Source organism: Streptomyces sp. NBC_01264 (assembly GCF_026340675.1).
GTDB lineage: Bacteria > Actinomycetota > Actinomycetes > Streptomycetales > Streptomycetaceae > Streptomyces.
The window spans coordinates 6,472,845-6,495,514 of sequence record NZ_JAPEOX010000001.1 but is presented as its reverse complement, the minus strand read 5'-3'; the positions used below and the strand labels follow the sequence as shown (position 1 = coordinate 6,495,514).

General features: G+C 71.6%; 21 protein-coding genes, 1 tRNA gene and 1 pseudogene. 9 read left to right on the top strand and 14 right to left on the bottom strand.

All coding sequences use genetic code 11. The features are described from left to right. Positions 1 to 150 precede the first annotated feature (150 nt). The 5 genes from thrC to OG435_RS30515 all read right to left on the bottom strand — a co-directional run bounded on the left by thrC (position 151) and on the right by OG435_RS30515 (position 5,736). Positions 151 to 1,221 carry a threonine synthase gene (gene thrC, locus OG435_RS30535; RefSeq protein WP_266881139.1) on the bottom strand — a complete coding sequence of 357 codons (1,071 nt, stop codon included), beginning with the start codon at positions 1,219 to 1,221 and terminating at the stop codon, positions 151 to 153. Positions 1,222 to 1,227: 6 nt separating this feature from the next. Next, the gene (locus OG435_RS30530; RefSeq protein WP_266882218.1) at positions 1,228 to 2,517 is read right to left on the bottom strand and encodes a homoserine dehydrogenase; all 1,290 of its coding nucleotides are present in this window, start codon (positions 2,515 to 2,517) and stop codon (positions 1,228 to 1,230) included. Between the two features lie 161 nt (positions 2,518 to 2,678). After that, complete coding sequence (gene lysA, locus OG435_RS30525) at positions 2,679 to 4,070, bottom strand: diaminopimelate decarboxylase (RefSeq protein WP_266881138.1); 1,392 nt, start codon at positions 4,068 to 4,070, stop codon at positions 2,679 to 2,681. A gap of 71 nt (positions 4,071 to 4,141) precedes the next feature. Then, positions 4,142 to 5,167, bottom strand: coding sequence for an ArgS-related anticodon-binding protein NrtL (nrtL, locus tag OG435_RS30520; protein ID WP_266881137.1), 1,026 nt, complete (start codon positions 5,165 to 5,167; stop codon positions 4,142 to 4,144). 74 nt (positions 5,168 to 5,241) lie between these two features. After that, the gene (locus OG435_RS30515; protein ID WP_266882216.1) at positions 5,242 to 5,736 is read right to left on the bottom strand and encodes a response regulator; all 495 of its coding nucleotides are present in this window, start codon (positions 5,734 to 5,736) and stop codon (positions 5,242 to 5,244) included. A 106-nt stretch (positions 5,737 to 5,842) separates the two neighbouring features. On the opposite strand from OG435_RS30515, the gene OG435_RS30510 reads away from it, so the two are divergent. Together OG435_RS30510 and OG435_RS50395 are read left to right on the top strand one after the other, a co-directional pair. Continuing rightward, positions 5,843 to 5,914 (top strand) — tRNA-Arg (locus OG435_RS30510). A gap of 120 nt (positions 5,915 to 6,034) precedes the next feature. Further along, a pseudogene (locus tag OG435_RS50395) lies at positions 6,035 to 6,715 on the top strand (pentapeptide repeat-containing protein); the annotation flags it as partial. 235 nt (positions 6,716 to 6,950) lie between these two features. On the opposite strand, the gene OG435_RS30505 reads toward OG435_RS50395, so the two are convergent. After that, positions 6,951 to 7,328: a hypothetical protein gene (locus OG435_RS30505; protein WP_266881136.1), complete on the bottom strand. Its 378-nt coding sequence runs from the start codon at positions 7,326 to 7,328 to the stop codon at positions 6,951 to 6,953. 530 nt (positions 7,329 to 7,858) lie between these two features. On the opposite strand from OG435_RS30505, the gene OG435_RS30500 reads away from it, so the two are divergent. Continuing rightward, positions 7,859 to 8,683: an XdhC family protein gene (locus OG435_RS30500; RefSeq protein WP_266881135.1), complete on the top strand. Its 825-nt coding sequence runs from the start codon at positions 7,859 to 7,861 to the stop codon at positions 8,681 to 8,683. Between the two features lie 60 nt (positions 8,684 to 8,743). Then, positions 8,744 to 9,148: a DUF6479 family protein gene (locus tag OG435_RS30495; RefSeq protein WP_266881134.1), complete on the top strand. Its 405-nt coding sequence runs from the start codon at positions 8,744 to 8,746 to the stop codon at positions 9,146 to 9,148. Between the two features lie 49 nt (positions 9,149 to 9,197). Here OG435_RS30495 and OG435_RS30490 read toward each other — a convergent pair whose 3' ends face one another. Together OG435_RS30490 and ligD are read right to left on the bottom strand one after the other, a co-directional pair. After that, positions 9,198 to 10,091, bottom strand: a complete 894-nt coding sequence (locus OG435_RS30490; protein WP_266882214.1) for an ATP-dependent DNA ligase — start codon at positions 10,089 to 10,091, stop codon at positions 9,198 to 9,200. Continuing rightward, positions 10,091 to 10,975 (bottom strand): non-homologous end-joining DNA ligase, encoded by an 885-nt coding sequence (ligD, locus tag OG435_RS30485; protein WP_266881133.1) that lies wholly within the window; start codon positions 10,973 to 10,975, stop codon positions 10,091 to 10,093. Before ligD ends, OG435_RS30490 begins: the two co-directional genes overlap by 1 nt. Positions 10,976 to 11,006: 31 nt before the next feature. On the opposite strand from ligD, the gene OG435_RS30480 reads away from it, so the two are divergent. Continuing rightward, the gene (locus tag OG435_RS30480; RefSeq protein ID WP_266881132.1) at positions 11,007 to 12,104 is read left to right on the top strand and encodes a Ku protein; all 1,098 of its coding nucleotides are present in this window, start codon (positions 11,007 to 11,009) and stop codon (positions 12,102 to 12,104) included. A 368-nt stretch (positions 12,105 to 12,472) separates the two neighbouring features. Here OG435_RS30480 and OG435_RS30475 read toward each other — a convergent pair whose 3' ends face one another. Continuing rightward, on the bottom strand, positions 12,473 to 13,264 hold the full coding sequence (locus tag OG435_RS30475; protein WP_266881131.1) for a nuclease-related domain-containing protein: 792 nt from the start codon (positions 13,262 to 13,264) through the stop codon (positions 12,473 to 12,475). Positions 13,265 to 13,471: 207 nt separating this feature from the next. Here OG435_RS30475 and OG435_RS30470 point away from each other — a divergent pair, with 207 nt between their 5' ends. The 3 genes from OG435_RS30470 to OG435_RS30460 all read left to right on the top strand — a co-directional run bounded on the left by OG435_RS30470 (position 13,472) and on the right by OG435_RS30460 (position 16,251). Beyond that, positions 13,472 to 14,101 carry a hypothetical protein gene (locus OG435_RS30470; protein ID WP_266881130.1) on the top strand — a complete coding sequence of 210 codons (630 nt, stop codon included), beginning with the start codon at positions 13,472 to 13,474 and terminating at the stop codon, positions 14,099 to 14,101. Positions 14,102 to 14,230: 129 nt separating this feature from the next. Then, positions 14,231 to 15,001 (top strand): hypothetical protein, encoded by a 771-nt coding sequence (locus tag OG435_RS30465; RefSeq protein WP_266881129.1) that lies wholly within the window; start codon positions 14,231 to 14,233, stop codon positions 14,999 to 15,001. Beyond that, a complete protein-coding gene (locus tag OG435_RS30460) occupies positions 14,998 to 16,251 on the top strand; it encodes a sensor histidine kinase (RefSeq protein ID WP_266881128.1) in 1,254 nt (417 codons plus the stop codon). Before OG435_RS30465 ends, OG435_RS30460 begins: the two co-directional genes overlap by 4 nt. Before the next feature lie 78 nt (positions 16,252 to 16,329). Here OG435_RS30460 and OG435_RS30455 read toward each other — a convergent pair whose 3' ends face one another. The 3 genes from OG435_RS30455 to OG435_RS30445 are packed head-to-tail and all read right to left on the bottom strand — an operon-like array spanning position 16,330 to position 18,347. Continuing rightward, entirely contained in the window at positions 16,330 to 16,629 is a 300-nt protein-coding gene (locus OG435_RS30455) for a hypothetical protein (protein WP_266881127.1), read from the bottom strand. Positions 16,630 to 16,656: 27 nt separating this feature from the next. Beyond that, on the bottom strand, positions 16,657 to 17,373 hold the full coding sequence (locus OG435_RS30450) for a TetR/AcrR family transcriptional regulator (RefSeq protein ID WP_266881126.1): 717 nt from the start codon (positions 17,371 to 17,373) through the stop codon (positions 16,657 to 16,659). 44 nt (positions 17,374 to 17,417) lie between these two features. Beyond that, positions 17,418 to 18,347 carry an AurF N-oxygenase family protein gene (locus tag OG435_RS30445; protein ID WP_266881125.1) on the bottom strand — a complete coding sequence of 310 codons (930 nt, stop codon included), beginning with the start codon at positions 18,345 to 18,347 and terminating at the stop codon, positions 17,418 to 17,420. Positions 18,348 to 18,533: 186 nt separating this feature from the next. On the opposite strand from OG435_RS30445, the gene OG435_RS30440 reads away from it, so the two are divergent. Beyond that, positions 18,534 to 19,640 carry a ferritin-like domain-containing protein gene (locus tag OG435_RS30440; protein ID WP_266881124.1) on the top strand — a complete coding sequence of 369 codons (1,107 nt, stop codon included), beginning with the start codon at positions 18,534 to 18,536 and terminating at the stop codon, positions 19,638 to 19,640. Positions 19,641 to 19,824: 184 nt separating this feature from the next. Here the strand turns inward: OG435_RS30440 and OG435_RS30435 are convergent, their stop codons facing one another. Together OG435_RS30435 and OG435_RS30430 are read right to left on the bottom strand one after the other, a co-directional pair. After that, positions 19,825 to 21,285, bottom strand: a complete 1,461-nt coding sequence (locus OG435_RS30435; protein WP_266881123.1) for a penicillin-binding transpeptidase domain-containing protein — start codon at positions 21,283 to 21,285, stop codon at positions 19,825 to 19,827. Further along, positions 21,282 to 22,652 (bottom strand): FtsW/RodA/SpoVE family cell cycle protein, encoded by a 1,371-nt coding sequence (locus OG435_RS30430; protein WP_266881122.1) that lies wholly within the window; start codon positions 22,650 to 22,652, stop codon positions 21,282 to 21,284. The genes OG435_RS30435 and OG435_RS30430 overlap by 4 nt, the downstream gene beginning before the upstream one ends. Positions 22,653 to 22,670 lie beyond the last annotated feature (18 nt).

Sequence of the window (22,670 nt, the reverse complement as noted above, 5' to 3'; positions counted from 1 at the left end):
CGGGACATCTGCCGGGATTCCGTGGCCTTTTGTGCCCTACGGGCCGAGTTGCCGGATTCCTCAGCCTTCGAAAGACTTCCGGAATCCGGCAACACGGTTACCGCGGTCCCACGGTTCCACGGGTCCTGCTGTGCCCGCGGTCCTTCTCGCTCAGACCAGACCGAGGCGGATCGCGGCGGCCTCGGCGTCAACCGGAATGGTGATCGGCTGCGGAGCGCCGGCGACCGCCCAGTCGGGGTCCTTCAGGCCGTTGCCGGTGACCGTGCACACGATCTTCTGGCCGGGGTCGACCAGACCGAGCTCGGCGGCCTTGAGCAGACCGGCCACCGACGCGGCCGAGGCGGGTTCGACGAAGACGCCCTCCTGAGCGGCCAACAGGCGGTAGGCCGACAGGATCTGGCGGTCCGTCACCTCGTCGATGAAGCCGCCCGACTCGTCCCGGGCCTGCAGGGCGTAGTCCCACGAGGCCGGGTTGCCAATGCGGATCGCGGTGGCGATGGTGTGCGGCTCCTTGACGACCTCGCCGCGCACGATCGGCGCGGAACCGGAAGCCTGGAAACCCCACACGCGGGGCGTACGGGAGGACAGGCCATCGGCCTTGTACTCCTTGAAGCCCTTCCAGTACGCGGTGATGTTGCCGGCGTTGCCGACGGGCAGCACGTGGATGTCGGGGGCGTCGCCGAGCGCGTCCACGATCTCGAACGCGGCCGTCTTCTGGCCCTCGATGCGTACCGGGTTGACGGAATTGACCAGCGCCACCGGGTAGTTGTCGGACAGCGCGCGAGCCAGGTCCAGGCAGTCGTCGAAGTTGCCGTCGACCTGAAGGATCTTTGCGCCGTGCACGAGCGCCTGGCCCATCTTGCCCAGCGCGATCTTGCCGCGGGGCACGAGGACGGCGCACACCATCCCGGCGCGCACCGCGTAGGCGGCGGCGGAGGCCGAGGTGTTGCCCGTGGAGGCGCAGATGACGGCCTTGGCGCCGTCCTCCTTGGCCTTGGTGATCGCCATGGTCATGCCGCGGTCCTTGAAGGACCCGGTGGGGTTGGCCCCCTCGACCTTGAGGTGTACCTCGCAGCCGGTGCGCTCGGAGAGCACCTGGGCGGGGACGAGGGGAGTGCCGCCCTCGCGGAGCGTGACCACCGGAGTCGTGGCCGTGACCGGCAGGCGGTCCCGGTACTCCTCGATGATGCCGCGCCACTGGTGGGTGCGATTGCTGCTCATGGGTCCTTACTCCCCTTCAACACGCATGATGCTGGCGACACCGCGGACGGTGTCCAGCTTCCGCAGCGCCTCGACGGTCCCGGAGAGGGCGGCGTCGGGCGCACGGTGGGTGACGACGACGAGGGAGGCCTCGCCGTCCTTTCCCTGCTGGCGGACGGTGTCGATGGAGACACCGTGCTCCGCGAAGGTGGTCGCCACCTGGGCGAGTACGCCCGGCTTGTCCGCCACATCGAGGCTGATGTGGTAGCGGGTGACGACATCCCCCATGGGGCTGACCGGCAGCTGGGTGTACGCCGACTCGCCCGGCCCCTTTGCCTCGGCGAGCTTGTTGCGGCAGACGGCGACGAGGTCGCCCAGGACCGCGGACGCGGTCGGAGCGCCGCCCGCGCCGGGCCCGTAGAACATGAGCCGCCCGGCGGCCTCCGCCTCGACGAAGACGGCGTTGTACGCCTCGCGGACGGAGGCGAGCGGGTGGGTCAGCGGGATCATCGCCGGGTGGACGCGGGCGGTGACGGACTCGCCGTCGGCGGCGCGCTCCAGGATGGCGAGGAGCTTGATGGTGCAGCCCATGCGCTTGGCGGACGCGAAGTCCGCGGCGCTGACCTCGGTCATGCCCTCGCGGTACACGTCGTCGAGGCGGACCCGGGTGTGGAAGGCGATGCCGGCCAGGATCGCGGCCTTGGCGGCGGCGTCGTAGCCCTCCACGTCGGCCGTGGGGTCGGCCTCGGCGTACCCGAGGGCGGTGGCCTCGTCGAGGGCCTCCTGGTACCCGGCGCCGGTGGAGTCCATCTTGTCGAGGATGAAGTTCGTCGTGCCGTTGACGATGCCCATCACCCGGTTGATCTTGTCGCCCGCGAGGGACTCGCGCATCGGGCGGACCAGCGGGATGGCGCCGGCGACGGCGGCCTCGTAGTACAGGTCCAGCCCGGCGGCCTCGGCGGCGGCGTGCAGCGCGGCGCCGTCCTGGGCGAGCAGCGCCTTGTTCGCCGAGACCACGGAGATGCCGTGCTCGAAGGCGGTGGTGATCAGGGTGCGGGCCGGCTCGATGCCGCCGATGACCTCGATGGCGACGTCGATGTCGCCGCGTTTGAGCAGCGCGGTCGCGTCCGTGGTGACCAGGGCCGGGTCGATGCCGTCGCGCACCTTGGAGGGGCGGCGCACGGCCACGCCCGCGAGCTCGACGGGCGCGCCGATCCTGGCCGTCAGGTCGTCGGCGTGCGTCGTCATGATGCGGGCAACTTCCGAGCCGACCACTCCACAGCCCAGCAGCGCCACCTTCAGCGGACGCGTACGCATCATTCGACCTACGCCTTTCGATCTTCACAGCAGTACCTGGTGCGCGGTTTGCACCCCAGGTGTGAACCAGTCTCACTCAATGGACAACAGTTTCCACCCTCGGTCCATTGAGTGAGACACCTATTCCGAGGTCTGGGGGGTGTCCCCCAGAAGAATGCGCATCAGCCGACATCGAGACGCAGGAGATCTTCCTCCGTCTCCCGGCGGACGATGACGCGCGCCTCTCCGTCCCGCACGGCGACGACCGGCGGGCGGAGCACGTGGTTGTAGTTGCTCGCCATAGAACGGCAGTACGCGCCGGTCGCCGGGACCGCCAGGAGGTCCCCGGGGGCGATGTCGGCGGGCAGGAACGCGTCCTTGACCACGATGTCGCCGCTCTCGCAGTGCTTGCCCACGACGCGCACGAGCATGGGCTCGGCGTCGGAGGTCCGGGAGACGAGGCTGACGGAGTACTCGGCGTCGTAGAGGGCCGTGCGGATGTTGTCGGACATCCCGCCGTCGACGGAGACGTACGTCCGCAGGCCCTCGAGCGGCTTGACCGTGCCCACCTCGTACAGCGTGAAGGCGGTCGGGCCGACGATCGCCCGTCCGGGTTCCACGGAGATCCGCGGGGCGCGCAGACCGGCCGCCTCGCACTCGCGGGCGACGATCTCGTGCAGGGCCTTGGCGATCTCGTGCGGCTCGCGCGGGTCGTCGGCGGAGGTGTAGGCGATGCCCAGTCCGCCACCGAGGTCGATCTCGGGCAGCTCCACCCCGTGCTCGTCGCGCACGGCGGCCAGGAGCCGTACGACGCGCTTGGCGGAGACCTCGAAGCCTGCCATGTCGAAGATCTGCGAGCCGATGTGCGAGTGGACGCCGAGCAGCTCCAGGCTGTCGTGCCCCAGCGCGCGCCGTACGGCCTCGGCGGCCGACCCGTCGGCGACGGCGATCCCGAACTTCTGGTCCTCGTGCGCGGTGGCGATGAACTCGTGGGTGTGCGCCTCGACGCCCACGGTGACGCGGATCTGGACGGGCTGGCGCACGCCGAGCTCGCGGGCGATGTGCGCGACGCGGGCGATCTCCTGGAAGGAGTCGAGCACGATCCGGCCGACGCCGGCCTCGATGGCGCGGGTGATCTCGCCCGTCGACTTGTTGTTGCCGTGGAAGGCGATCCGGGCGGCCGGCATCTCGGCGGCGAGCGCGGTGGCGAGCTCCCCGCCGGAGCACACGTCGAGGTTGAGCCCCTCTTCCTTGAGCCACTTCACGACGGCCTTGGAGAGGAACGCCTTGCCGGCGTAGAAGACGTCGGCGTCCGGCCCGAAGGCGTGCGCCCAGGCGCGGCAGCGCGCCCGGAAGTCCTCCTCGTCGAGGAAGTAGGCGGGCGTCCCGAACTCCTCGGCGAGGCGGGTCACTTCGATCCCGCCGACGGTGGCGACCCCCTCAGCGTTGCGGCCGACCGTACGGGCCCAGACCTTCTCGTCGAGCGCGTTGAGGTCGGCGGGCGGCGGGGAGTAGTGGCCCTCGGGCATGACGTCGGCGTGGCGGGGCCCGGCGGGGTGGGCGGAACGGCTCATCTCGGAATTCTCTCTTCGCAAATCATCCGGAACGCAAGCGAATCACATCGGATCACGTACGGTTCGCGGCATCACAGGTGGTGGTCGTCGGGTGCATCGATACCGAGCAGGGCCAGGCCGCCGGCCAGCACCGCCCCGGCGGCTTCGGCAAGGGCCAGCCGGGCACGGTGGGCGGCCGAGGGTTTCTCGTCGCCCCTGGGCAGGACGTGGTACTGGAAGTCGAGCAGGGCGTCGGCGATCACGACGAGCTGCCGGACGAGCCGCTCGGGCGCACGGTGGTGCGCGGCGGCTTCGAGCACGAGGGGCTGATCGCGCAGGGCGGCGAGCAGTGCGTCGGCGCCGCGCACCTCTCCCGACTCCCCGGGCTCCCCCGGCTCCCCGAGCTCCCCGGGCTCACCCCGGAACCCCAACTGCCCGGCGTTACGGGTCAGCGCCCGCGCCCGGTCAAGGGCGTACCGCACCCGGAAGAACTCGCTCGACTCGTCCTGGACGAGGAGCCACGCGGGAAACACGGGCGTCTCGTGCCCGGGAACGGACAGCATCGCCCAGGCGGCGGCGCCGGCCCCGAAACGGGCACGGACGTCCCCGTCCCGCTTGGCCACGGGGGCGACGCGCACGGCTGCGCCGCTCTCCCCCACACCCACCCCCTGGCTCCTCACGATCCGCTGCACGGCCGCGCGCACGACGCACTCACGCAGCTCGCCGCCGACCTCGGCAGTACTAGGGGGCGTACCGGGGGCTGCGAAGCCATACAACTCCACCCCACCAGCACCGGCTCGAATGCTCCGTACGTACTCCGCCACCGAGGTCTCGGCGAGTACGAAGTTCAGGAACCCGGCGCCGGTGATCTCCACGCGCTCGATCCCGGGCAGGCCTGCCAGCCGCGAGGCCAGCACCTCGGCCACCGCGCGGGGCGCGACTCCGGCACCCTTGGCCACCCCGAACGCGACGGGCGAGGCGTAGTCCCCCACTCCCCCGGGCCGGGTCCGCTCGACGACGACCCGCTCGGGTGCGACCACACCGACGGGCAGCTCCCCGTCCTCGACGGCGCGGCGCAGGGCGCGCACGACGGAGCGGGAGAGGTCGACGGGGGTCACGTGACCAGCCTAGGGGAGAAGCCCCCACGTCACGCGAAGGGTTTCGCCATGTGAAATGAGGAGCGAAACGGGGCCTACGCCGAAAAGCCTGGAGGGGGCCATCCCCTCCCCCTCCCCGCGGGAGCACCCTTCCGCTCCCTCCGGTCGCGGCGCTCGATGAGCCGGTGCACGACCTGCACCAGCTCCGCGGGCTCGAAGGGCTTGGCGAGGAAGGCATCCACACCGGCGGCGATCCCGGCCTCGACCTCGTTCTGCGTACAGGCACTCACGATGGCGACGGGCAGATGCCGCGTCCTCGGATCGGCCCGCAACTGCGCGGCGGCCCCGAACCCGTCCAGACGGGGCATGACCACATCAAGGGTGATCACATCGGGCAGCACGTGATGCACGACGTCCAGGCACTCGGCACCATCGTTCGCGGTCACGACCTCGAAGCCCTCCAGCTCGAGATTGACCTTGATCAGCTGCCGGATGACCTTGTTGTCGTCGACAACAAGCACCCGGCCCGAGGCGCCCGACACAACTCGAGAGTAGGTCCGCCCCGGCCCCCGCGTCCGGGTTTTTGCCACTTCCACCCCCTCCGAGCGACGCACGCCCTCCTCCCCCGGAATCCGTTCCTGATCACCGTCCGGAAGCTGGTAGTGTTCAACCCGTCGCCGCAACACCAACGACAGCGCCCCCGTAGCTCAGGGGATAGAGCAACGGCCTCCGGAGCCGTGTGCGCAGGTTCGAATCCTGCCGGGGGCACTCCAGCCGGAACAACGCGATCAACACGCTGACCAGCTGAAGTGCCAACGACAAAGGCCCGAACTCAGTCTCACTGAGTCCGGGCCTTTGTCGTTGGTACGCACTGGTCCCGTGTGAGCAGTGTGTGGGCCCACCTGTCCTCACACGGCTGCGTACAGCCAAGGGACGATCCGTCTGGGAGCCTCCACAGGACGTGCCGAACCAGCCGCACGGTGGTTTGACGGTCACCAGCTTGGTCAGTTGACCAAGGACGACGCCCCCAAGGCCGTACTGGTCACAGGGTTCCGTACAGCCGTCGTGTCTTTCGGACTCGCGGCCGTGGCAGTCCTCGGTGCTGACCTGACCTGGAGGAATCTGCAGGTCACCCGCGCAGCTCTGCTCCAGACGGAAGAGCGGGACCGCAAGCAGCACCGCCTGGCAGCCGAGAGCCTTGAACACACACGGGCCATTGACAGGGACAAGCAGGACCTCGCCCGCGAAGGGCAAGTAACGGAGCGATACGTCAAGGCAGTAGGGCTTCTCGCTTCGGAAAGCAACACGTCGCAGCTCGGCGGAACCGTCATCGCGCGTCGGAGTACCGGGATCACCGGTGCCGAGAGAACCCGAGCTCTCAATCTGAGGCGGGCCAACCTGGCTGGGGTCAGCCTCATCAGAAATGAGCTGCGCTCGCTCTTCGGCGCTGACTTCACCAAAGCCAAAATGAACAGCTCAGACCTGGCGGGCACGGCCCTCATGGACGCCCGCTTCTCCGGAGCGGATCTTGGACGGGCCGTCCTCACGCACTGCGACCTCAGCCGCGCGCAACTCGATCAGGGATGTCGGAGCACATTGAGCGCTGCACGCAGGAGTACATCGCCGGTGTCTCGCATGGTGGCGAGGTGCCACCCTCCGCCTGATCTCGCCTCTGTCATCAGCGAGGGTCGCCTCCCTGTGACTCTGGGCCCCATCCCATGGCCCGCTCCATCCTCGCCGCTGGGCGCAGGATCCTGGCGCTGCCGTACAGCGGCTCCGCCGACGCCTCAGCCGGCTCACGGCTCTATCGCCCAAAGGGCACCCGGCCCGGGCTGTTGCCCGGCTTCGCCGGCACCACCACCTGCGCCCGGTGCTCCGAGTCCGGGAAGTAGTCGTGCGTCTCGGCCTCCGCCGGGTGTTCCTGGAACACGGCGTTCTCCAGTTCCCTGCGCGCCGCATCCACAGCCTCGATCGCAGCCTCCAGCCGCTTCGCCGGAAATGCCCTCGGCCCGGTCTTCGGGTACGCGTTCAGCAACAGGACCTCCTTGTGCTGCAGCTGGTCCCGCACGCCGGAGAGGACCTGCCCCAGGCGCAGGTGCTCGGGGTGGGTGAGACCGCGCTTCGCCACTGTGCTGCTCCTCAGTTCGGGGTCGGCGCGGAGTCCGCCCACGTCCACTTCCATGAACTCGCCTGCCGACGGTCAGGATCACCAGCCGGCCGGTACTGGCGGCACCTCTCGCGTGGACATCACTCCATCGGGCAAGGTCTCGCTCACGTCTTGGCGTAGCTCCATTCGTGCGCAGAGCGCGCGATCCACGCACAGCCGATCGTGCCCTGCGGCGCCGTCGGCGAACTCCTGCACGGGCCCCCGCGTTTCCCGATCTTGCCGAACCCCGTTCCGGTGGTCCGTACGAAGGATGTGGGGGTGGGTCTGTGGGTTTTGGGGGGTGGGGGGTGGGGGTGGGCGTGCGTAGGTTGGTGGGGAGGCCACTTTGTGTTGTTGACCTGGTGCTTTGTGGCGTGCTCTGACGGTGAGGATGGGGCGGCGCGAGATGCGTGACTTGGTGGAGACGGCGCGGCAGTGGGTGGCCGAGGGGCGGGTCGGGTTCTTGGCGCGGCCCGTGACCGAGCAGGGGTTCGGGCCCCGGGATCCGGCCGGGGCGGTGCTCGTGGATGTGGGGGGCGAGTGCGTCGGGGCCCTGTACCGGGGGGGTGTTCGACGCCGAGTTGGTGGCGGAGGCCGCCGCCATGGGGGGCGGGGAGACCGCGCGGGTGTGCGAGGTTTCCGTGGGGAGTGGGGAAGCCGTCGAGGCGAAGCTGACCTGTGGCGGGCAGGCCGAGGTGCTGTTGCAGCCGCTGGGGGCGATTCCCGGTGAGTGGTGGGAGCTGCTCGGGCAGGGGGTCGGGGTCGCGCTCGTGACCCAGTTGAACGAGCGGGCGGATCAGGCGGTGAGTGTGGTCGTGCGGGGGGCGGACCAGCCTTCCGGTGACGCCGAGCGGCGGGCCGGGGAGTTGCTGAGGACGCGGCGGCCCGGGCGGGACGCGCTGTACGCGGGGTCCGGGCTGGTGCTCGTGGAGGCGTACCCGTCGGCTCCGTACGTGGTGATCGGCGGGGGCGGGGAGCTGGCCGAGGTCGTCGAGGCCCAGGCCCGGCTGCTCGGGTGGGACGTGAGTGTGGTCACCGCCGTCGGCGAGGCCGAGAAGTTGCTCGCGGCGCGGCGGGACGCCGCCTGCCTGGCGATGCTGAGCCATGATCCGGAGTTCGACGTGCCGACGCTGCGGACCGCGCTCGCGCTGGGCGTCCCTTACGTCGGTGCGCTCGGCTCCCGCAAGACCACCGCGCGGCGCCGCGAGGGGCTGCTCGCGGCGGGGGTGGGCGAGGAGCGGCTGCGGACGGTGCACGGGCCGATCGGGCTGGATCTGGGCGGGCAGACGCCGGCGGAGACGGCGCTGGCCATCTGCGCGGAGATCCTGGCGGTGCTCGGGGGCAGGGAAGTGCGTGGGGTGCGGGACGCGGACGGCCCCCTCAGGGGCTGACCCCTGCCGCCCCCGGCCGCCATCGGGTGAAATGGGTGCCCATGCGGGAAAATGGGTTGTATGGACACGACTCTGATCTTCCTCGCGGTGGACAGAACACTGACCAACATCGCGTGGTTCCTGGTAGTCGGGCTCATCGTGGTCGGCTTCCTGCTCGGCGGCTTCTTGCTGGGCAGGAAGGTCCGGGCACAGGAGCCCGCACCCCCCACTCCCGAGAGCCAGCCGCACCTGCCCGACGGCGGTGCGGTGTACGAGGTGCGCGAGGAGCGGGACTACGTGGATTTCCCCGAGAGCGGACTGCGCCCGCACGAGATGCAGGGGTACGGGAACTTCGGCTCCACCACCTCGCTCCATCCGGAGGAGGTCCGGGCCCGGCGCGAAGCGGAGCACCGGCACGTCGAGGGGCCGGGACCTCACGCGCAGCCCGGTTCCCCGCCGAACTCGGGCCGGGGAGCGCACGACTGAGCACGACGGAGTCGGCAGCCTGACCTGTGACCCGCGGCCCCGCCGCGGGTCACAGGTCCGTGCGCAGGCGCAGGACTTCCGGTGGCGGGTGGCGGGTCGAGGTGTGGCGGACCTCGGCCGTCAGCGGCGGGTCCAGGGGGTGGAAGGGGACCTCGCCCAGGCCGATGGCCGTGACGGTGGCGCCCCCGGCCGGCTCCGGGGCCCGGGTGGCCACCGCAGCCGCCATCTCGGCGCGCAGCGGCGCCGTCAGGGGGCTCGACACCAGCGGGGTCTCGTCGCCGACCGGCAGGACCAGGACGAGGGCGAGGGGGCGGCGGGCGGTGCCGGTGTAGCCGACCACCGCCGCGTCCCGGACGTTGGTGTGGCGGAGCTTGCGCCAGGATCGGCGGCCGGCCGGGTAGGCCTCGTCCATCCGTTTCACGACCAGCCCCTCGATGCCGCTGGCAGGCAGGGTCTCGTACCAGGTCTCCGCCAGCTCGGGATCCGTCGTCATGGGGACCGGCTGGAGGGGCGGGCCTAGGGGCAGGAGGAGGTCCACGAGGAGGGCGCGCCGGCGTTCGTAGGAACGGGCGCGCAGGTCCAGCCCGGCCAGTTCGAGGATGTCGAAGGCCGCGTACGAGGCCGGGAGAGTCTGTGCCAGTACGGCGGCGCGCGCGGCCGAGGCGGCGGCCCGGCGCTGTACGAGCGCGAAGTCGGTGCGGCCCGCCTGCCAGATCACCACCTCCCCGTCGAGGATCGTCCCGGCGGGCAGGTGGTGGGCGGCCGCCGCGAGGTCGGGGAAGGCGGCGGTCACGATGCGGCCGGAGCGGGCCTGGAGGACCACCCCGTCAACGCCGCGGTCGGTGCGGACGACGACCAGGCGGTGTCCGTCGAATTTCGGCTCGTACGCGAGACCGGGCCCGCGCGGCAGGGTCCGTACGGCGGCGGCCAGCGCGACGGTGATCACGGGAGCCGTCCGGCCAGGGAAGGGTCGAGGAGGGGCCCGAAGAGGTCTCCGTCGCGGGCGAGGCGGGGGGCGATGTCGTCGGCCACGAAGACCAGGTCGGAAGGGGTTCGGCAGGCCTCGACCTCCGCCCAGGACAGGGGGGTGGAGACCGTGGGCAGGGTACGGGCGCGCAGGGTGTACGGGGCGGCCGTGGTCTTGGCGGCGGCGTTCTGGCTGTGGTCGACGAAGACCTTGCCGGGGCGCAGCGCCTTGGTCATCCGGTGCACGACGAGCTCGGGGAGCTCGCGCTCGGCCTCCTGGGCGAGGGTCTTCGCGTACGCCGACACGTGCTCGGAAGGGGTCGGTTCGAGGAGTACCGCCAGATGCAGGCCCTTGGAGCCGGAGGTCTTGGCGCAGGCGTGGAGGCCGTCGGCCGCGAGGCGGTCCCGGAGCCAGAGGGCGGCGGCGGAGCATTCGACGACGCTGGCGGGGGCACCGGGGTCGAGGTCGAGGATCAGCCGGTCGGCGAGGGCGGGGGCCCCGGCCGGCCACTGGGGGGTGTGGAACTCGACGACGAGGTTGGCGGCCCACATGAGGGTGGGCAGGTCGGCGACGACCACCTGTTCCGCGCGGAGGTCCTCCGAGCGGGGCACGGGTGTGGTCTTCACCCAGGTGGGGGTACCGGGCGGGGGGTTCTTCGTGAAGAAGAGCTGTCCGTCCGGGCCGTCGGGATAGCGCAGGAAGGACACCGGCCGGTCGTGGATGTGGGCGAGCAGAGAGCCCGCGACCGTGGCGTAGTAGTGGAGGACCTCTCCCTTGGTGAAACCGGTCTCCGGGTAGAGGACCTTGTCGAGGTTGCTGAGCGAAATGCGACGGCCCTCCACCAGGGTGATCGGCGTCATACGATGAGACTGCCACGAAAGAGGAGGAACCGTGCGATCCATATGGAACGGGGCGATCTCCTTCGGCTTGGTCAGCATTCCGATCAAGCTCGTGAACGCCACCGAGAGCCACTCGATCTCCTTCCGCCAGATCCATGTCGCCGATGGCGGGCGCGTCCGCTACCGCAAGGTCTGCGAGCTGGACGGGGAGGAGGTGCCGACCGCCGAGATCGGCAAGGGGTACGAGGAGGCGGACGGGTCGATCATTCCGATCACGGATGAGGATCTGGCGCAGTTGCCGATCGCCACTGCCAAGACCATTGAGATCGTTTCGTTCGTGCCTGCTGATCAGATCGATCCGTTGCAGATGGACGCGGCCTATTACCTCGCGGCGAGCGGGGCTACGGCGGCCAAGCCGTACACGCTGCTGCGGGAGGCGCTGAAGCGGAGCCGGAAGGTCGCGATCGCGAAGTACGCGCTGCGGGGGCGGGAACGGCTGGGCATGCTGCGGGTCGTCGACGACGTGATCGCGATGCACGGGCTGCTGTGGCCGGACGAGATCCGGGTTCCGGAGGGGGTGGCGCCCGAGGGCGAGGTGTCGGTACGGGAAGCCGAGCTGGACCTGGCGGATGCGCTGATGGCGACGTTGGGGGAGGTGGAGATGGACTCGCTGCGCGACGACTACCGCGAGGCGGTGGAGGCGATGGTCGCGGCGAAGGCGGGCGGGGGCGAGCCTGCGGTGGCGGCGGGGCCGCCGGTGGAGGGTGCGGGTGGGCAGGTCATCGACCTGATGGCGGCGTTGGAGAGCAGTGTGCGGGCGGCGAAGGCTTCTCGGGCGGGTTCGCCTGCGGCGGAGGGGGCGGGGGCGGAGGTTACGCCGATTCGGCGGAAGAAGGCGGCGGCGGGGTCGGGGTCGGCTGCGCCGAAGGCGGTGGGTGGGAAGAAGTCGACTGCGTCGGGGGCGGCGTCCGGTGCTGGTGCCGGTGCCGGTGCCAGTGCTGCGAAGAAGTCGACGGCTGCCGCCGCGGCGAAGAAGAAGGCCGCTTCGGCGGCTGCGAAGAAGACTGCCTCGGCCAAGGCCGCGGAGGCGAAGCCGGCGCGGGCTGCCGCGAAGAAGGCGGTGACGCCGCGCAAGCGGAGCTCCGCTTGAGGGGCCGTGGGCCCTGCGGGGCGAAGTCCCCTACCCACCCATCCACCGTTCCCCGGGCCAGCCCGGACCCGCGCCTCAAACGCCGGCGGGGCTGGGTGGGTCCCTGGGCCGGCCCGGACCGCGCTCAAGCGATGGCGAGGCTGGGTAGGTCCCCGGGCCGTCCCGGACCGCGCTCAACCGACGGTGAGGCTGGGCGGGTCCCCGGGCTCTGCCCGGACCCGGTCTTCAAGCGTCGGACGGGCTGGAGAACGGGGTGCCGGGGTGCGGCCGGGCCCCTGGGGCTTCGCCCCTGGCCCCGGTCCTCAAACGCCGGACGGCTGAAAGTATCGGCGGCGGACGGCCGAAGGTGCCCGGGGCCCGGGCCTCGGCTAGTTCCAGGTTCGGCGGTCTCTGGATTTGGTGAAGAGGGCTTCTATCTCCGGGAGTTTGAGGGTGGTGGGGGCGTTCGTCAGGAAGGTTGATGTCGTTGACGGTGTGAGGATGCGGACGTCGCGGAGGGTGGGGGCCACTTCCAGGCGGGTCGCGTCGACCACCGCCAGGACCGGGGTCACCGGGGTGGAGAGGGCTCGGGTCGCGTGCGTCGCCGCGCGGCGGGCCTCGCGGGGGTCCGGGGCGGGGTCGGCGCGGCCCACCGTGAGGAGGAGGTCGCCGATCACCGCGCGCTGGCGCCGGCCCTGGACCGTACGGATGCAGAAGACGCCGGGCGGGCCGAGGAGCAGGTGGTCCGCGATGCCGTGGATCGAATGGAGAACGCGCCAGTCCTCCGACTCCGCCAGGGCGTCCAGTACGTCGCCCATCCGCTGTCTCACCGTGAGCTCCTGGCGGAGCCGGTGCCGGGCCCGGGTGCCCGCGGTGCCGTAGGTGAGGGCGCCGAGCAGGGCCTCGCCCGGTCGGTTCGGGGCCAGGTCCTCGTCGGGCGGGAGCGACAGGCGCAGCAGGTCCTCGGCCGTGGGTACGGGTGGCGGGCCGATGGCCACGGTTCCGGTGAGGTAGGGGCGTAAGGCCGTGAGGATCTCCTCGCGGCGCTCGTCCGCCAGCACGCTGATCCGGTTGGCCCGCCGGTCGTACCAGGCCACCGCCCGGCCGTCGGGCAGGTTCACATACAGCCGGCCGCGGCCCGGACGGCCGCTCGGCAGCACCTTCAGTCCCCTGGACGACATGGTCCTCACCCCCGGCGTCCATGGGAGCAGCCCGGGCGCCCCGCGGCAATCCCCCGGTCGGGTCCACGTGGCCCGCACGGCGTGTAACGACTCCGCCGGGTCGCCGAGGCATGGCTGTTACAGAAGCAACGGGTTACCGCAACGGCCGGTGCATACGTTTATCCCACCTGGACATCCCAGGGCCTGACCAGCACCGAAGGACGTCCCGTGAACACCATCAGCCGCAGCCGACGCCCGCTCGTACGCGCCGCCGCCGTGGCCGTGGGTGCCGGCACCCTGCTGGCGTTCCCCACGGCGGCCGCGCTCGCCGACGGGGTGCCGTCGGCTTCCTCCGCGCAGGGCGGGAGCGCCCCGCGGACCCTGGTCAAGACCCTGTCCCTGGCCGACGGGGTCTCCACCGCGCACGTGTACCGCGTGGCCAAGGACGCCTACCAGGCCGATGTCCTCAACCCCGACGGCACCACGGCCGCCACCCTGATCAGCCGTGACGGCAGCACCGGCTTCGGCGATGCCGGGGAGATGCACCTCGCGCTGCGGTCCGACGGCCGGCTCACCTCCTGGGCCGGGCCCGGGAACGACAGCGGGAACGGGAACGGAAGCGGGAGCGGGAGCCCTGCGGAGAACGCCGGGTACAAGACCGCGAACCGCGACGGCCGGGTCGTGCCCGCCGCGGCCCCGCGCGGGGGTACGGGGACCGTCGAGGCGCTGGGTCTGAGCACCCTGGCCGACGGCCCGGGTGACGGCGTCCTGCTGCTCGCCGCGGGCGGCGGCATCGCGGCGGTCGGCGCCGCCGGGCTGGGCTTCGCGATGCTGCGCCGCGGGCGTACGGACGCGTAGCCCTCCGTCCCGTCGGCCCCGGCACACCCCACCCCTGGGCGTGTGCGCCCGCGCGGGCTCACGGGCAGAAACGATGCGGCTCTGCCTACTGTGGACGGGCACATGCTGATGGGAGAGGAGGGTGGACGGGTGATCGGATCCGTTCCCTCCGGCGGCCCCCGGCGCCGGTGTGTCCGGGCCGGCCCGCCGACCGCCCTGCTGGCCGCCCTGCTGCTGCCGCTGGCGAGCGCCTGCGGTGCCACCGGCGGGCTGACCCGCGCCGGGGCGACCCCGACGGCGAGCGGGCCCGTACATCTGTGGCCGGGGCGCGCGGGGGCCGTCGTACCGCCCGCCGATCCCGGGGGCGCGCCGCCCGAGTACGTACCCGGGATCGCGCCCGTCCCGGACCAGAACGTGCACGGGATCGACCCGGCGACCCTGGTGCAGGCGGAGCTGCGGGCCCACCCGAACGTGCAGACCGGCCCTGACGGGATGCCTCCCGAGACCATCGCCGCGATCAACGCGTGCGGGGCGGACGGGTCCGATCCGAAGAAGTGTCCGGTACTGACGCCGTACTACCGGGACCTCACCGGCAACGGCAAGGACGAGCTGATCGTCGGCATCGAGTACCCGGAACAGCAGATGTCCGTACGCGTGTACACGGCGGACGCCCAGGGCCGGCTCAACCGGATCATGGCGACGACCGACACCGTCATCAGCGTCGAGCTCGCCGGGCGGGACGTGATCCTGCGCGTCCCGAGCGCCAACGCCGGCTACGAGGTGAACACCACCTGGTCCTGGGACGAGACGCAGCGCTCGATGCTGCCGGTGTGGGAGCAGATCGTACGGGTGCCCGGCACCGGCCCGAGCCGGGCCCCGAAACCGTCCCCGAGCCCCAAGGCGTCGGGAGCCTCGCGGTGAGGCTCCGGCTGCCCTCCTGGACGGCGACGCTGACGTGGAAGTCGGCGTGCTTCATCGTGCTGATGTGCTGCTCGCTCGCGGCGGTGCTGGGCGTCCTCGTGCACGTGGAGGTGACCCGGCAGACCGTCGCGACGGCCCGCGAGAAGGCGCTGGGCAAGCTGACCGACGCCTCGCGCGCCTACGAGGCCGGCGAGGTGCTGCCGCCGGAGTCCGGGCTGGATCCGGCCGGGCTGCCGGACCCGCTGCGCGCGCTGGCCCTGTCCGGGCAGCGCGGAACGCTGGTGGCGCAGTACGAGGGCCGGCAGCTGATGTGGGCGGCGGCCCCGGCGGACGGCAAGGCGCTGGCGGTGGCCGTGGACTACGGGCAGAGCGCGCGGACGATCACCGGGCTGGACAACGCGATCATCGGCTCGTCGGTGCTGGCCCTCGGCGGGACGCTGCTGGTGGGCGCCTTCGCCGTGACGCGGGTGACGCGGCGGCTGCACCAGACGGCGACGGTGGCCCGCCGGATCACCCAGGGCGACCTGGACGCGCGGGTCGGGGATCCGCGGACGAAGGACCCCTCGCGGCACCAGGACGAGGTGGCGACCGTGGCGGCGGCCCTGGACACGATGGCGGGCAGTCTGCAGACGAAGCTCCAGCGGGAGCAGCGGTTCACGGCGGACGTGGCGCACGAGTTGCGCACCCCTCTGACCGGTCTGCAGGCGGCGTCGGAGCTGCTGCCCGAGGGGCGGGCGACGGAGCTGGTGCAGGAGCGGGTGCGCACGATGCGGCAGCTGACGGAGGACCTGCTGGAGATCTCCCGGCTCGACTCGGGCAGCGAGGTGGTGGAGACGGACCTGCACCAGCTCGGGCGGCTCGCCCGGCGGGTGGTGCGGGCGTCGGGGACCGACACCGAGGTGATCGTGGTCCGGGACGCGCACGTGGAGACGGACCGGCGGCGGCTGGAGCGGGTGCTGGGGAACCTGGTCGCCAATGCCCACAAGCACGGGCGGGCGCCGGTGGTGGTGACGGTGGACGGGCCGGTGGTGACGGTACGGGACCACGGCGACGGCTATCCCGAGTACCTCGTGACCCACGGGCCCCAGCGGTTCCGTACCGGGGGCGGGAGCAAGGGGCACGGGCTGGGGCTGACGATCGCGGTGGGACAGGCGGAGGTCATCGGGGCCCGGCTGGTGTTCCGGCAGGCGGCGGACGGTGGGGGCGGGGCGGAGGCCGTACTGACCCTGGTCGAGGCCCGGCTGACGTGACCTGGCGCCCGGATGACGTGACCCGCCGCCCGGCTGGCGTGGCCTGCCGCCCGGCTGCCCTGAGGTCACGCCCCGGCGTCACTCCCCCGGCGCGGCCGGGGGCGGCGGGGTCGGCTTGGTCGGCTTGGTCCAGGGCCAGCGGAGCTTCGGCTTCTCGGCGCCCGGGGCGTAGACGTACTTCCACCCCTTCTGCAGCCCGAGGCGCTTGGAGTACCCCGCCGGGACCCGCTCGTAGAGCAGCACCGTGGGGGCGCCGCCGTCCGGGGCCGGGACCGGGATCTCGTACCACTTGGACGGGTGGCCGGTCGGGCCGAGGAGGATCGGCAGGGTCCGGCCGTCCATCGGGCCGCCCTCGAAGGGGGTGGGTTGGCTTCTCACACCCCCAGTTTCACAGCTTCTCAGAAATCACAGCAGGTGGGCCGCCTCGGAGACCACGGGGATCACCCGGCGGGCCAGTACCCCCACCGGACCGTCCGCCGATTCGAGCGCGAGGGCGGCGCGGGCCGCCGCGGCCGTCTCGGGGTCGGTGGCGGCCGTGGCCGTGAGGAGGGCGATGAACTGGTCCACCAGCCAGTCCCGGAGCGAGTCGGTCCCCGGCTGTTTGCCCTCGTCGATCCAGATCAGCGAGGCGGCCTCGACCGCCGTGATCCACGTGCGCACCATCATGCGCAGGCGCGGGCCGGGGGCCGGCACGCCGAGGTGGAAGAGGATCGCCTCGGCGGCGGCCCGGCGGATGCCGTCGACGGTGGCGGTGGTGCGGGAGGTCTCGACCACGCTGCCGCCCTGGAGGAGGGCGGAGAAACCGGCGTCGTGTTCGTCGACGAAGGCGAGGTACCGGTCCAGGGCCCGGGAGAGCCGCTGGGTCAGGGGTCCGGCCTGGGGTTCGGCGAAGCAGAGCCGCAGGACGTCGGCGGCCGAGCCGAGGGCGGCCTCGTAGAGCTGCTGCTTCCCGCCGGGGAAGTAGCGGTAGACCAGGGGGCGCGAGACTCCGGCGGCCTCGGCCACGTCGTCGAGCGAGACCTCCTCCGGCGCCCGGTGTGCGAACAACGTCAGGGCCGCGTCGAGGAGCTGGGCCCGGCGCTCCTCGACGCTCAACCTGCGGTACGCCCGTACGGCTGTCATGTCCGCAGGGTAACCCCACCCGCCGGGCCCGGGCCGGTGAGTGCTCAGGCGAGGAGGCCCGAGCTCTTCCAGAGCTTGCGGCCGGCCCCCCGCATCACACCGATGTCGTCCAGGAAGTCGGTGAGCCGCTTGGCTCCGGTCTGCATGACCTCCCGGCGGTGGCCGCTCGCCTTGACCTGGGCGAGCGCCTCGCGCCGGTCGAGGCCGATGTTGTCGTAGACCTGGGGGTTCACGAAGGCCTGCGAGAAGACGCGGGCGGCCTGGCCGCAGCTCACCCGGGTCAACTCCTGCTCCCAGCGCGGGGCGGTGAGCATCTGGCGGCGCAGTTCCTCGCGGGCGTAGCGGACGTGGCGCGCCTCTTCGATGACGTGGATGCGGGTGACTCCGCGCACGAGGGGCTGGACGCGCTCGTCCGGGAAGGTCAGGCGCTGCATCCAGTCGAGGACCTCCTCGCCGAGGAGGGTGCAGGCGAAGGAGCCGGGGGTGGTGGAGATCGTCTTCAGGACGCGGGCGAGGTTGTGGTTGGCGCGGGAGACCGGGTACTCGGGGGCGCCGCCCGTCTTGATCATGCGGGCGAACATCATCGAGTGGCGGCACTCGTCGGCTATCTCGGTGAGCGCGTACCGGACGTGATTGCTGGTCAGGGACTTGTCGTAGACGTGCCGGACCAGGAGCTGCATGAGGATGATCTCGAACCAGATGCCGAGCGAGCCGAGGGCCGCCGCCTCGTGGCGGGAGAGTTCGATCCGCTGCTCCTCGCCCATCTTCTTCCAGAGCGGGGTGTCGAAGAGGGAGAGCAGCTCGGGCGGCCAGTAGTACTTGCCGTCGATGGGCGGGGCGTCCCAGTCGAGTTCCTTGTCGGGGTCGAAGGAGTGCTTCGCCGAGGATTCGAGCAGTCGCTCGGCGATCTGCTCGCGGTCCTTGAGCAGGCCGAGGGCGTCGCAGAGCTCGGCTCGTTCGGTCACGGTGGTCATGGCTTCGGACACCTCGTCGTCGAGTTACCGGCGGTCACGTCTTATGAGACTGCTTGTCAGCAAGACCGTCAATCCCCCGCACACGACTTGTTGACCGCGCGTCTACCAACGTGTGACGCTGCCAACTGTCCAGTCCCGTACGGAAGTACGCGCGAGTACGCGGCTACGTGAGACGAGGGGGCGTCAGTGTCGACGCACGAGCTCTACACCAAAGATCCGGGAGAGACCGTCTGGCCTGTCCCGGCCACCGGCAACGCCCGCTTCAGCTGGGAGTACGACGGCGGCCGCGAACGGCTGCTGGCCCTGTACCAGAAGGGCAAGGACAAACAGTGGGACGGCGCCAAGCGCATCGACTGGGACATCGAGGTGGACCCGTACGATCCCCTGGGCACCCCGGACGAGGCGCTTCCGCTGTACGGCACCCGGCACTGGGCCAAGCTCACCGAGCGGGACCGGGGAGAGCTGCGCCGGCACTACGCCGCCTGGAACTTCAGCCAGTTCCTGCACGGCGAGCAGGGCGCGATGGTGTGCGCGGCGCGCATCGTCGAGTCGGTGCCGGACCTGGACGCGAAGTTCTACTCCGCCACCCAGACCATGGACGAGGCCCGGCACGCGGAGATCTTCGGGCGGTTCCTGCACGAGAAGATCGGGATGCTCTACCCGATCAACGACAGCCTGCAGGGGCTGCTCGGCGACACCCTGCGCGATTCCCGCTGGGACATGCCGTACCTGGGCATGCAGGTGCTCATCGAGGGGCTGGCGCTGGCCGCCTTCGGGATGATCCGCGACACCACGAACAAGCCGCTGCCCAAGCAGATCCTGGCCTACGTGATGCAGGACGAGGCACGGCACGTGGCGTTCGGGCGGATGGCCCTGCGCGACTACTACAAGCAGTTGTCGGACGCCGAGCTGCGCGAGCGCGAGGAGTTCGTGATCGAGGGCTGCTACCTGATGCGGGACCGGCTGCGCGGGGTGGAGGTGCTGGAGAACTTCGGCATCTCGCGCGCCGAGGCGGAGGAGTTCAGCGAGCGGTCGGAGTTCCTGGCGCTCTTCCGCAAGCTGCTGTTCAGCCGGATCGTGCCGTGCGTGAAGGACATCGGGCTGTGGGGCGAGCGGCTGCAGAAGGCGTACCTGGACATGGGTGTCTTCGAGATGGGGAACTCCAACCTGGACCTGCTGATGAGCCAGGACGAGGAGATCGCCGAGGCCCTCGACCGGGAGCGGTTCGCGGCCGAGGAGGAGCAGCGGGTGGCGGAGGTGGCGGAGGCCATCACGGAGGGCGCGGGCACCTAGGGCGGTGGGCGGAACCGGTCGGGCGGGATTCCGTCGGGCGGGAGCGCGGCCCGGGCGGCGCGGCTCCCGCGATGCGGCTGCTACGACGCGCTCTCCGGCGGGAATTCGTGCTGAGGGCGAGCGCGCACGAGGTCGGGCCACGGCCTCACCGTCATCACGGAACCACCGCCCCGCCCGAGCCGTTTCACCGGGCCGACAGCGCCGCCTCCATCACCGCCCGGGCGATCGGCGCGGCCGCGCCGTTGCCGCTGATGTCCCCGCGGACGGCCGACGCGTCCTCGACGACCACCGCGACCGCGACGGCCGGCGGTCGGCCGCCCCGGGGCCCCGCCCAGGAGATGAACCAGGCGTACGGGGTACCCGCGTTGCCGACGCCGTGCTGGGCGGTGCCGGTCTTGCCGCCGACCACGGCGCCGGGGATCGCCGCGTTGCGGCCGGTGCCGTTCTCGACCACCTTCACCATCAGCTCCTGCATCCGCATCGCGGTCACCGGGGTCATGGCCCGGCCGAGACTGCGCTGGTCGGCCCGGCGGACCGGGTCGCCGTCGTCCTGGGTCGTACGGTCCACCAGGTAGGGGGCCTTGAGCTCCCCGCCGTTGGCGACCGCCGCCGCCACCATCGCCATCTGCAGCGGGGTGGCCTTGGTGTTGAACTGCCCGATCGAGGACAGGGCCAGCTGGTCGGGGCTCATGTCGGTGTCGAAGTTCGACCGCGACACCCAGGCCGGCACCCGCAGCCCGGCGTCGTTGAACCCGAACCGCCGGGCCGCCTCGGTCATCCCGCGCAGCCCGACCTGTACGCCGATCTTCGCCATCACCGTGTTGCACGACCACTGCACCGCGTCCGCCATCGAGGCGTCGGCGCAGCCCGTGCCCGCGTTCGGCAGCAGCGTGCTGGTGCCCGGCAGCGGGTACGGGTCCGGGGTCTCGGTCGGCGCGTCCACGTCGGTGACCACGCCCGCGTCGAGGGCGGCGGCGGCCGTCACGATCTTGAAGGTGGAGCCGGGCGGGTACGTCTCGCGCAGCGCGCGGTTGAGCATCGGCTTGGCGGGGTCCGCGTTGAGCTTCTCCCAGGCCTCCTTGACCTTCGGCCCGGTGCCGGAGAGCACCGCCGGGTCGTAGGAGGGGCTGCTGACCAGCGCGAGGATCTTGCCGGTGGCCGGCTCCACGGCGGCGACCGCGCCCCGCTTGCCCGCGAGCCCCGCGTACGCGGCCAGCTGCATGCTCGCCCGGATGGTGGTGGCGGCGTCGCCGCCGCCGGGGCGGCCGCGCGAGAGCTCGTACCAGAGCGGGAAGGCCGAGAGCCCGGGGTCGGTGCCGGAGAGGACCGGGTCCTCGGCGCGTTCCAGGAAGCTGGTCCCGTAGGTCTGGGAGGCGAAGCCGGTCACGGGCGCGTAGAGCGGGCCGTTCTTGTACGTGCGCTCGTAGCGCAGGAGTTGGCGGCTGTCCCGGGAGCCGGTGACGGGACGGCCGTCGACGGTGATGTCCCCGCGCGGTTCCGCGTACCGCGCGATGGCGGGGCGTTTGTTGGCCGGGTTCGCGCCGTAGCCCGCGGCCTCCCAGACCTGAACGCGACCGACGTTGACCATCAGGGCGACGAGCAGCAGGGCGCAGAAGTACGCGCACCAGCGGATGTAGCGGATCACGCGTCGGCCTCCTCGGCCGGTCCGGGCCTGCGGGCGCTGTCGCTGAGCCGGACGAGCAGGGCGACGATGATCCAGTTGGTGACCACGGAGGAGCCGCCCTGGGCGAGGAAGGGCATGGCCATGCCGGTCAGCGGGATCAGACCGGTGACTCCGCCGGCGATCACGAACACCTGGAGCGCGACGATCGAGGCGAGTCCGGTGGCGAGGAGCCGCCCGAAGGGGTCGCGCAGCGCCAGCCCGGCGCGGAAGCCGCGGGCGACGAGGAGCCCGTAGAGGAGCAGGATCGCGGTGAGGCCGACGAGGCCGAGCTCCTCTCCGGCGGTGGCGAGGATGAAGTCGGATTTGGCGGCGAACCCGATGAGAAAGGACTGGCCGTGGCCGAGCCCGGCGCCGAGCAGCCCGCCGGCTCCGAAGGAGAAGAGGGACTGGGCGAGCTGGCCGGGGCCGTCGCCGCGCTCGATGGAGGCGAAAGGATTCAGCCAGTCGTCCACGCGGCTGTTCACGTGCGGCTCGAACGTTCCGACGGCGTACGCGCCCACGGCCGCGAGCAGCAGCCCGATGGCGATCCAGCCGATCCGGCCGGTGGCCGTGAACAGCATGATCACGAAGAGGCCGAAGAAGAGCAGCGAGGTCCCGAGGTCGCGCTCCAGGACGAGCACGCCGACCGAGAGCAGCCAGATGGCCAGGATCGGGCCGAGCACCCGGCCGGGCAGCAGCCTCAGCTTCCAGAAGAGGGTGCGCCCGGTGAGGGCCAGGGCGGTGCGGTTCGCCGCGAGGTAGGAGGCGAAGAAGACGGCGAGCAGGATCTTGGCGAACTCCCCCGGCTGGAAGGAGAGCCCGGCGAACCGGATCCAGATGTGCGCGCCGTTCACGGCCGGGAAGAAGACCGGCACCAGCATCAGTGCCAGCGCGAGGGCGACGGACAGGTACGCGTACTTCTGCAGCACCCGGTGGTCGCGCAGCAGCGCGACGGCGAGCACGAAGAGCACCACCCCGAGGGCGGACCAGCGCAGTTGCTCACCGGCCGTGGCGTTGCCGGGGGTGGTGGCGTCGAGGCGCTGGATGAGGACGAGGCCGAGCCCGTTGAGCAGGACGGCGATCGGGAGCAGCAGCGGATCGGCGTACGGGGCGTACAGGCGGACGGCGAGGTGGGCGACGAGCGCGGCCACGGCGAGGCCGGCGGCGTAGTGGGCGGCGGGTGCGGGGATGTGCCCGGTGGTGGCGAGCCCCACGTAGAGGTGGCCGAGGACGGCGATGAGCACGGCGCCGAAGAGCAGCGACAGCTCGACTCCGCGACGCTTGGGTGCACGGGCGTCGGGTGGCGGTGGCGGGGCGGGTTCCGTCACCTTCGCCGTCAGAGCGGTCATACGGGGAAACGTAGCAAG

What these genes read in the sequence shown, in the direction of transcription:
- thrC (WP_266881139.1), bottom strand. Translation starts at nt 1,221, where the DNA reads ATGAGCAGCAATCGCACCCACCAGTGGCGCGGCATCATCGAGGAGTAC.
- OG435_RS30475 (WP_266881131.1), bottom strand. Translation starts at nt 13,264, where the DNA reads ATGTCGTCCAGGGGACTGAAGGTGCTGCCGAGCGGCCGTCCGGGCCGC.
- OG435_RS30445 (WP_266881125.1), bottom strand. Translation starts at nt 18,347, where the DNA reads ATGACCACCGTGACCGAACGAGCCGAGCTCTGCGACGCCCTCGGCCTG.
- OG435_RS30430 (WP_266881122.1), bottom strand. Translation starts at nt 22,652, where the DNA reads ATGACCGCTCTGACGGCGAAGGTGACGGAACCCGCCCCGCCACCGCCA.
- OG435_RS30495 (WP_266881134.1), top strand. Translation starts at nt 8,744, where the DNA reads ATGGACACGACTCTGATCTTCCTCGCGGTGGACAGAACACTGACCAAC.
- OG435_RS30450 (WP_266881126.1), bottom strand. Translation starts at nt 17,373, where the DNA reads ATGACAGCCGTACGGGCGTACCGCAGGTTGAGCGTCGAGGAGCGCCGG.
- lysA (WP_266881138.1), bottom strand. Translation starts at nt 4,070, where the DNA reads ATGAGCCGTTCCGCCCACCCCGCCGGGCCCCGCCACGCCGACGTCATG.
- OG435_RS30505 (WP_266881136.1), bottom strand. Translation starts at nt 7,328, where the DNA reads ATGGAAGTGGACGTGGGCGGACTCCGCGCCGACCCCGAACTGAGGAGC.
- ligD (WP_266881133.1), bottom strand. Translation starts at nt 10,975, where the DNA reads ATGACGCCGATCACCCTGGTGGAGGGCCGTCGCATTTCGCTCAGCAAC.
- OG435_RS30530 (WP_266882218.1), bottom strand. Translation starts at nt 2,517, where the DNA reads ATGCGTACGCGTCCGCTGAAGGTGGCGCTGCTGGGCTGTGGAGTGGTC.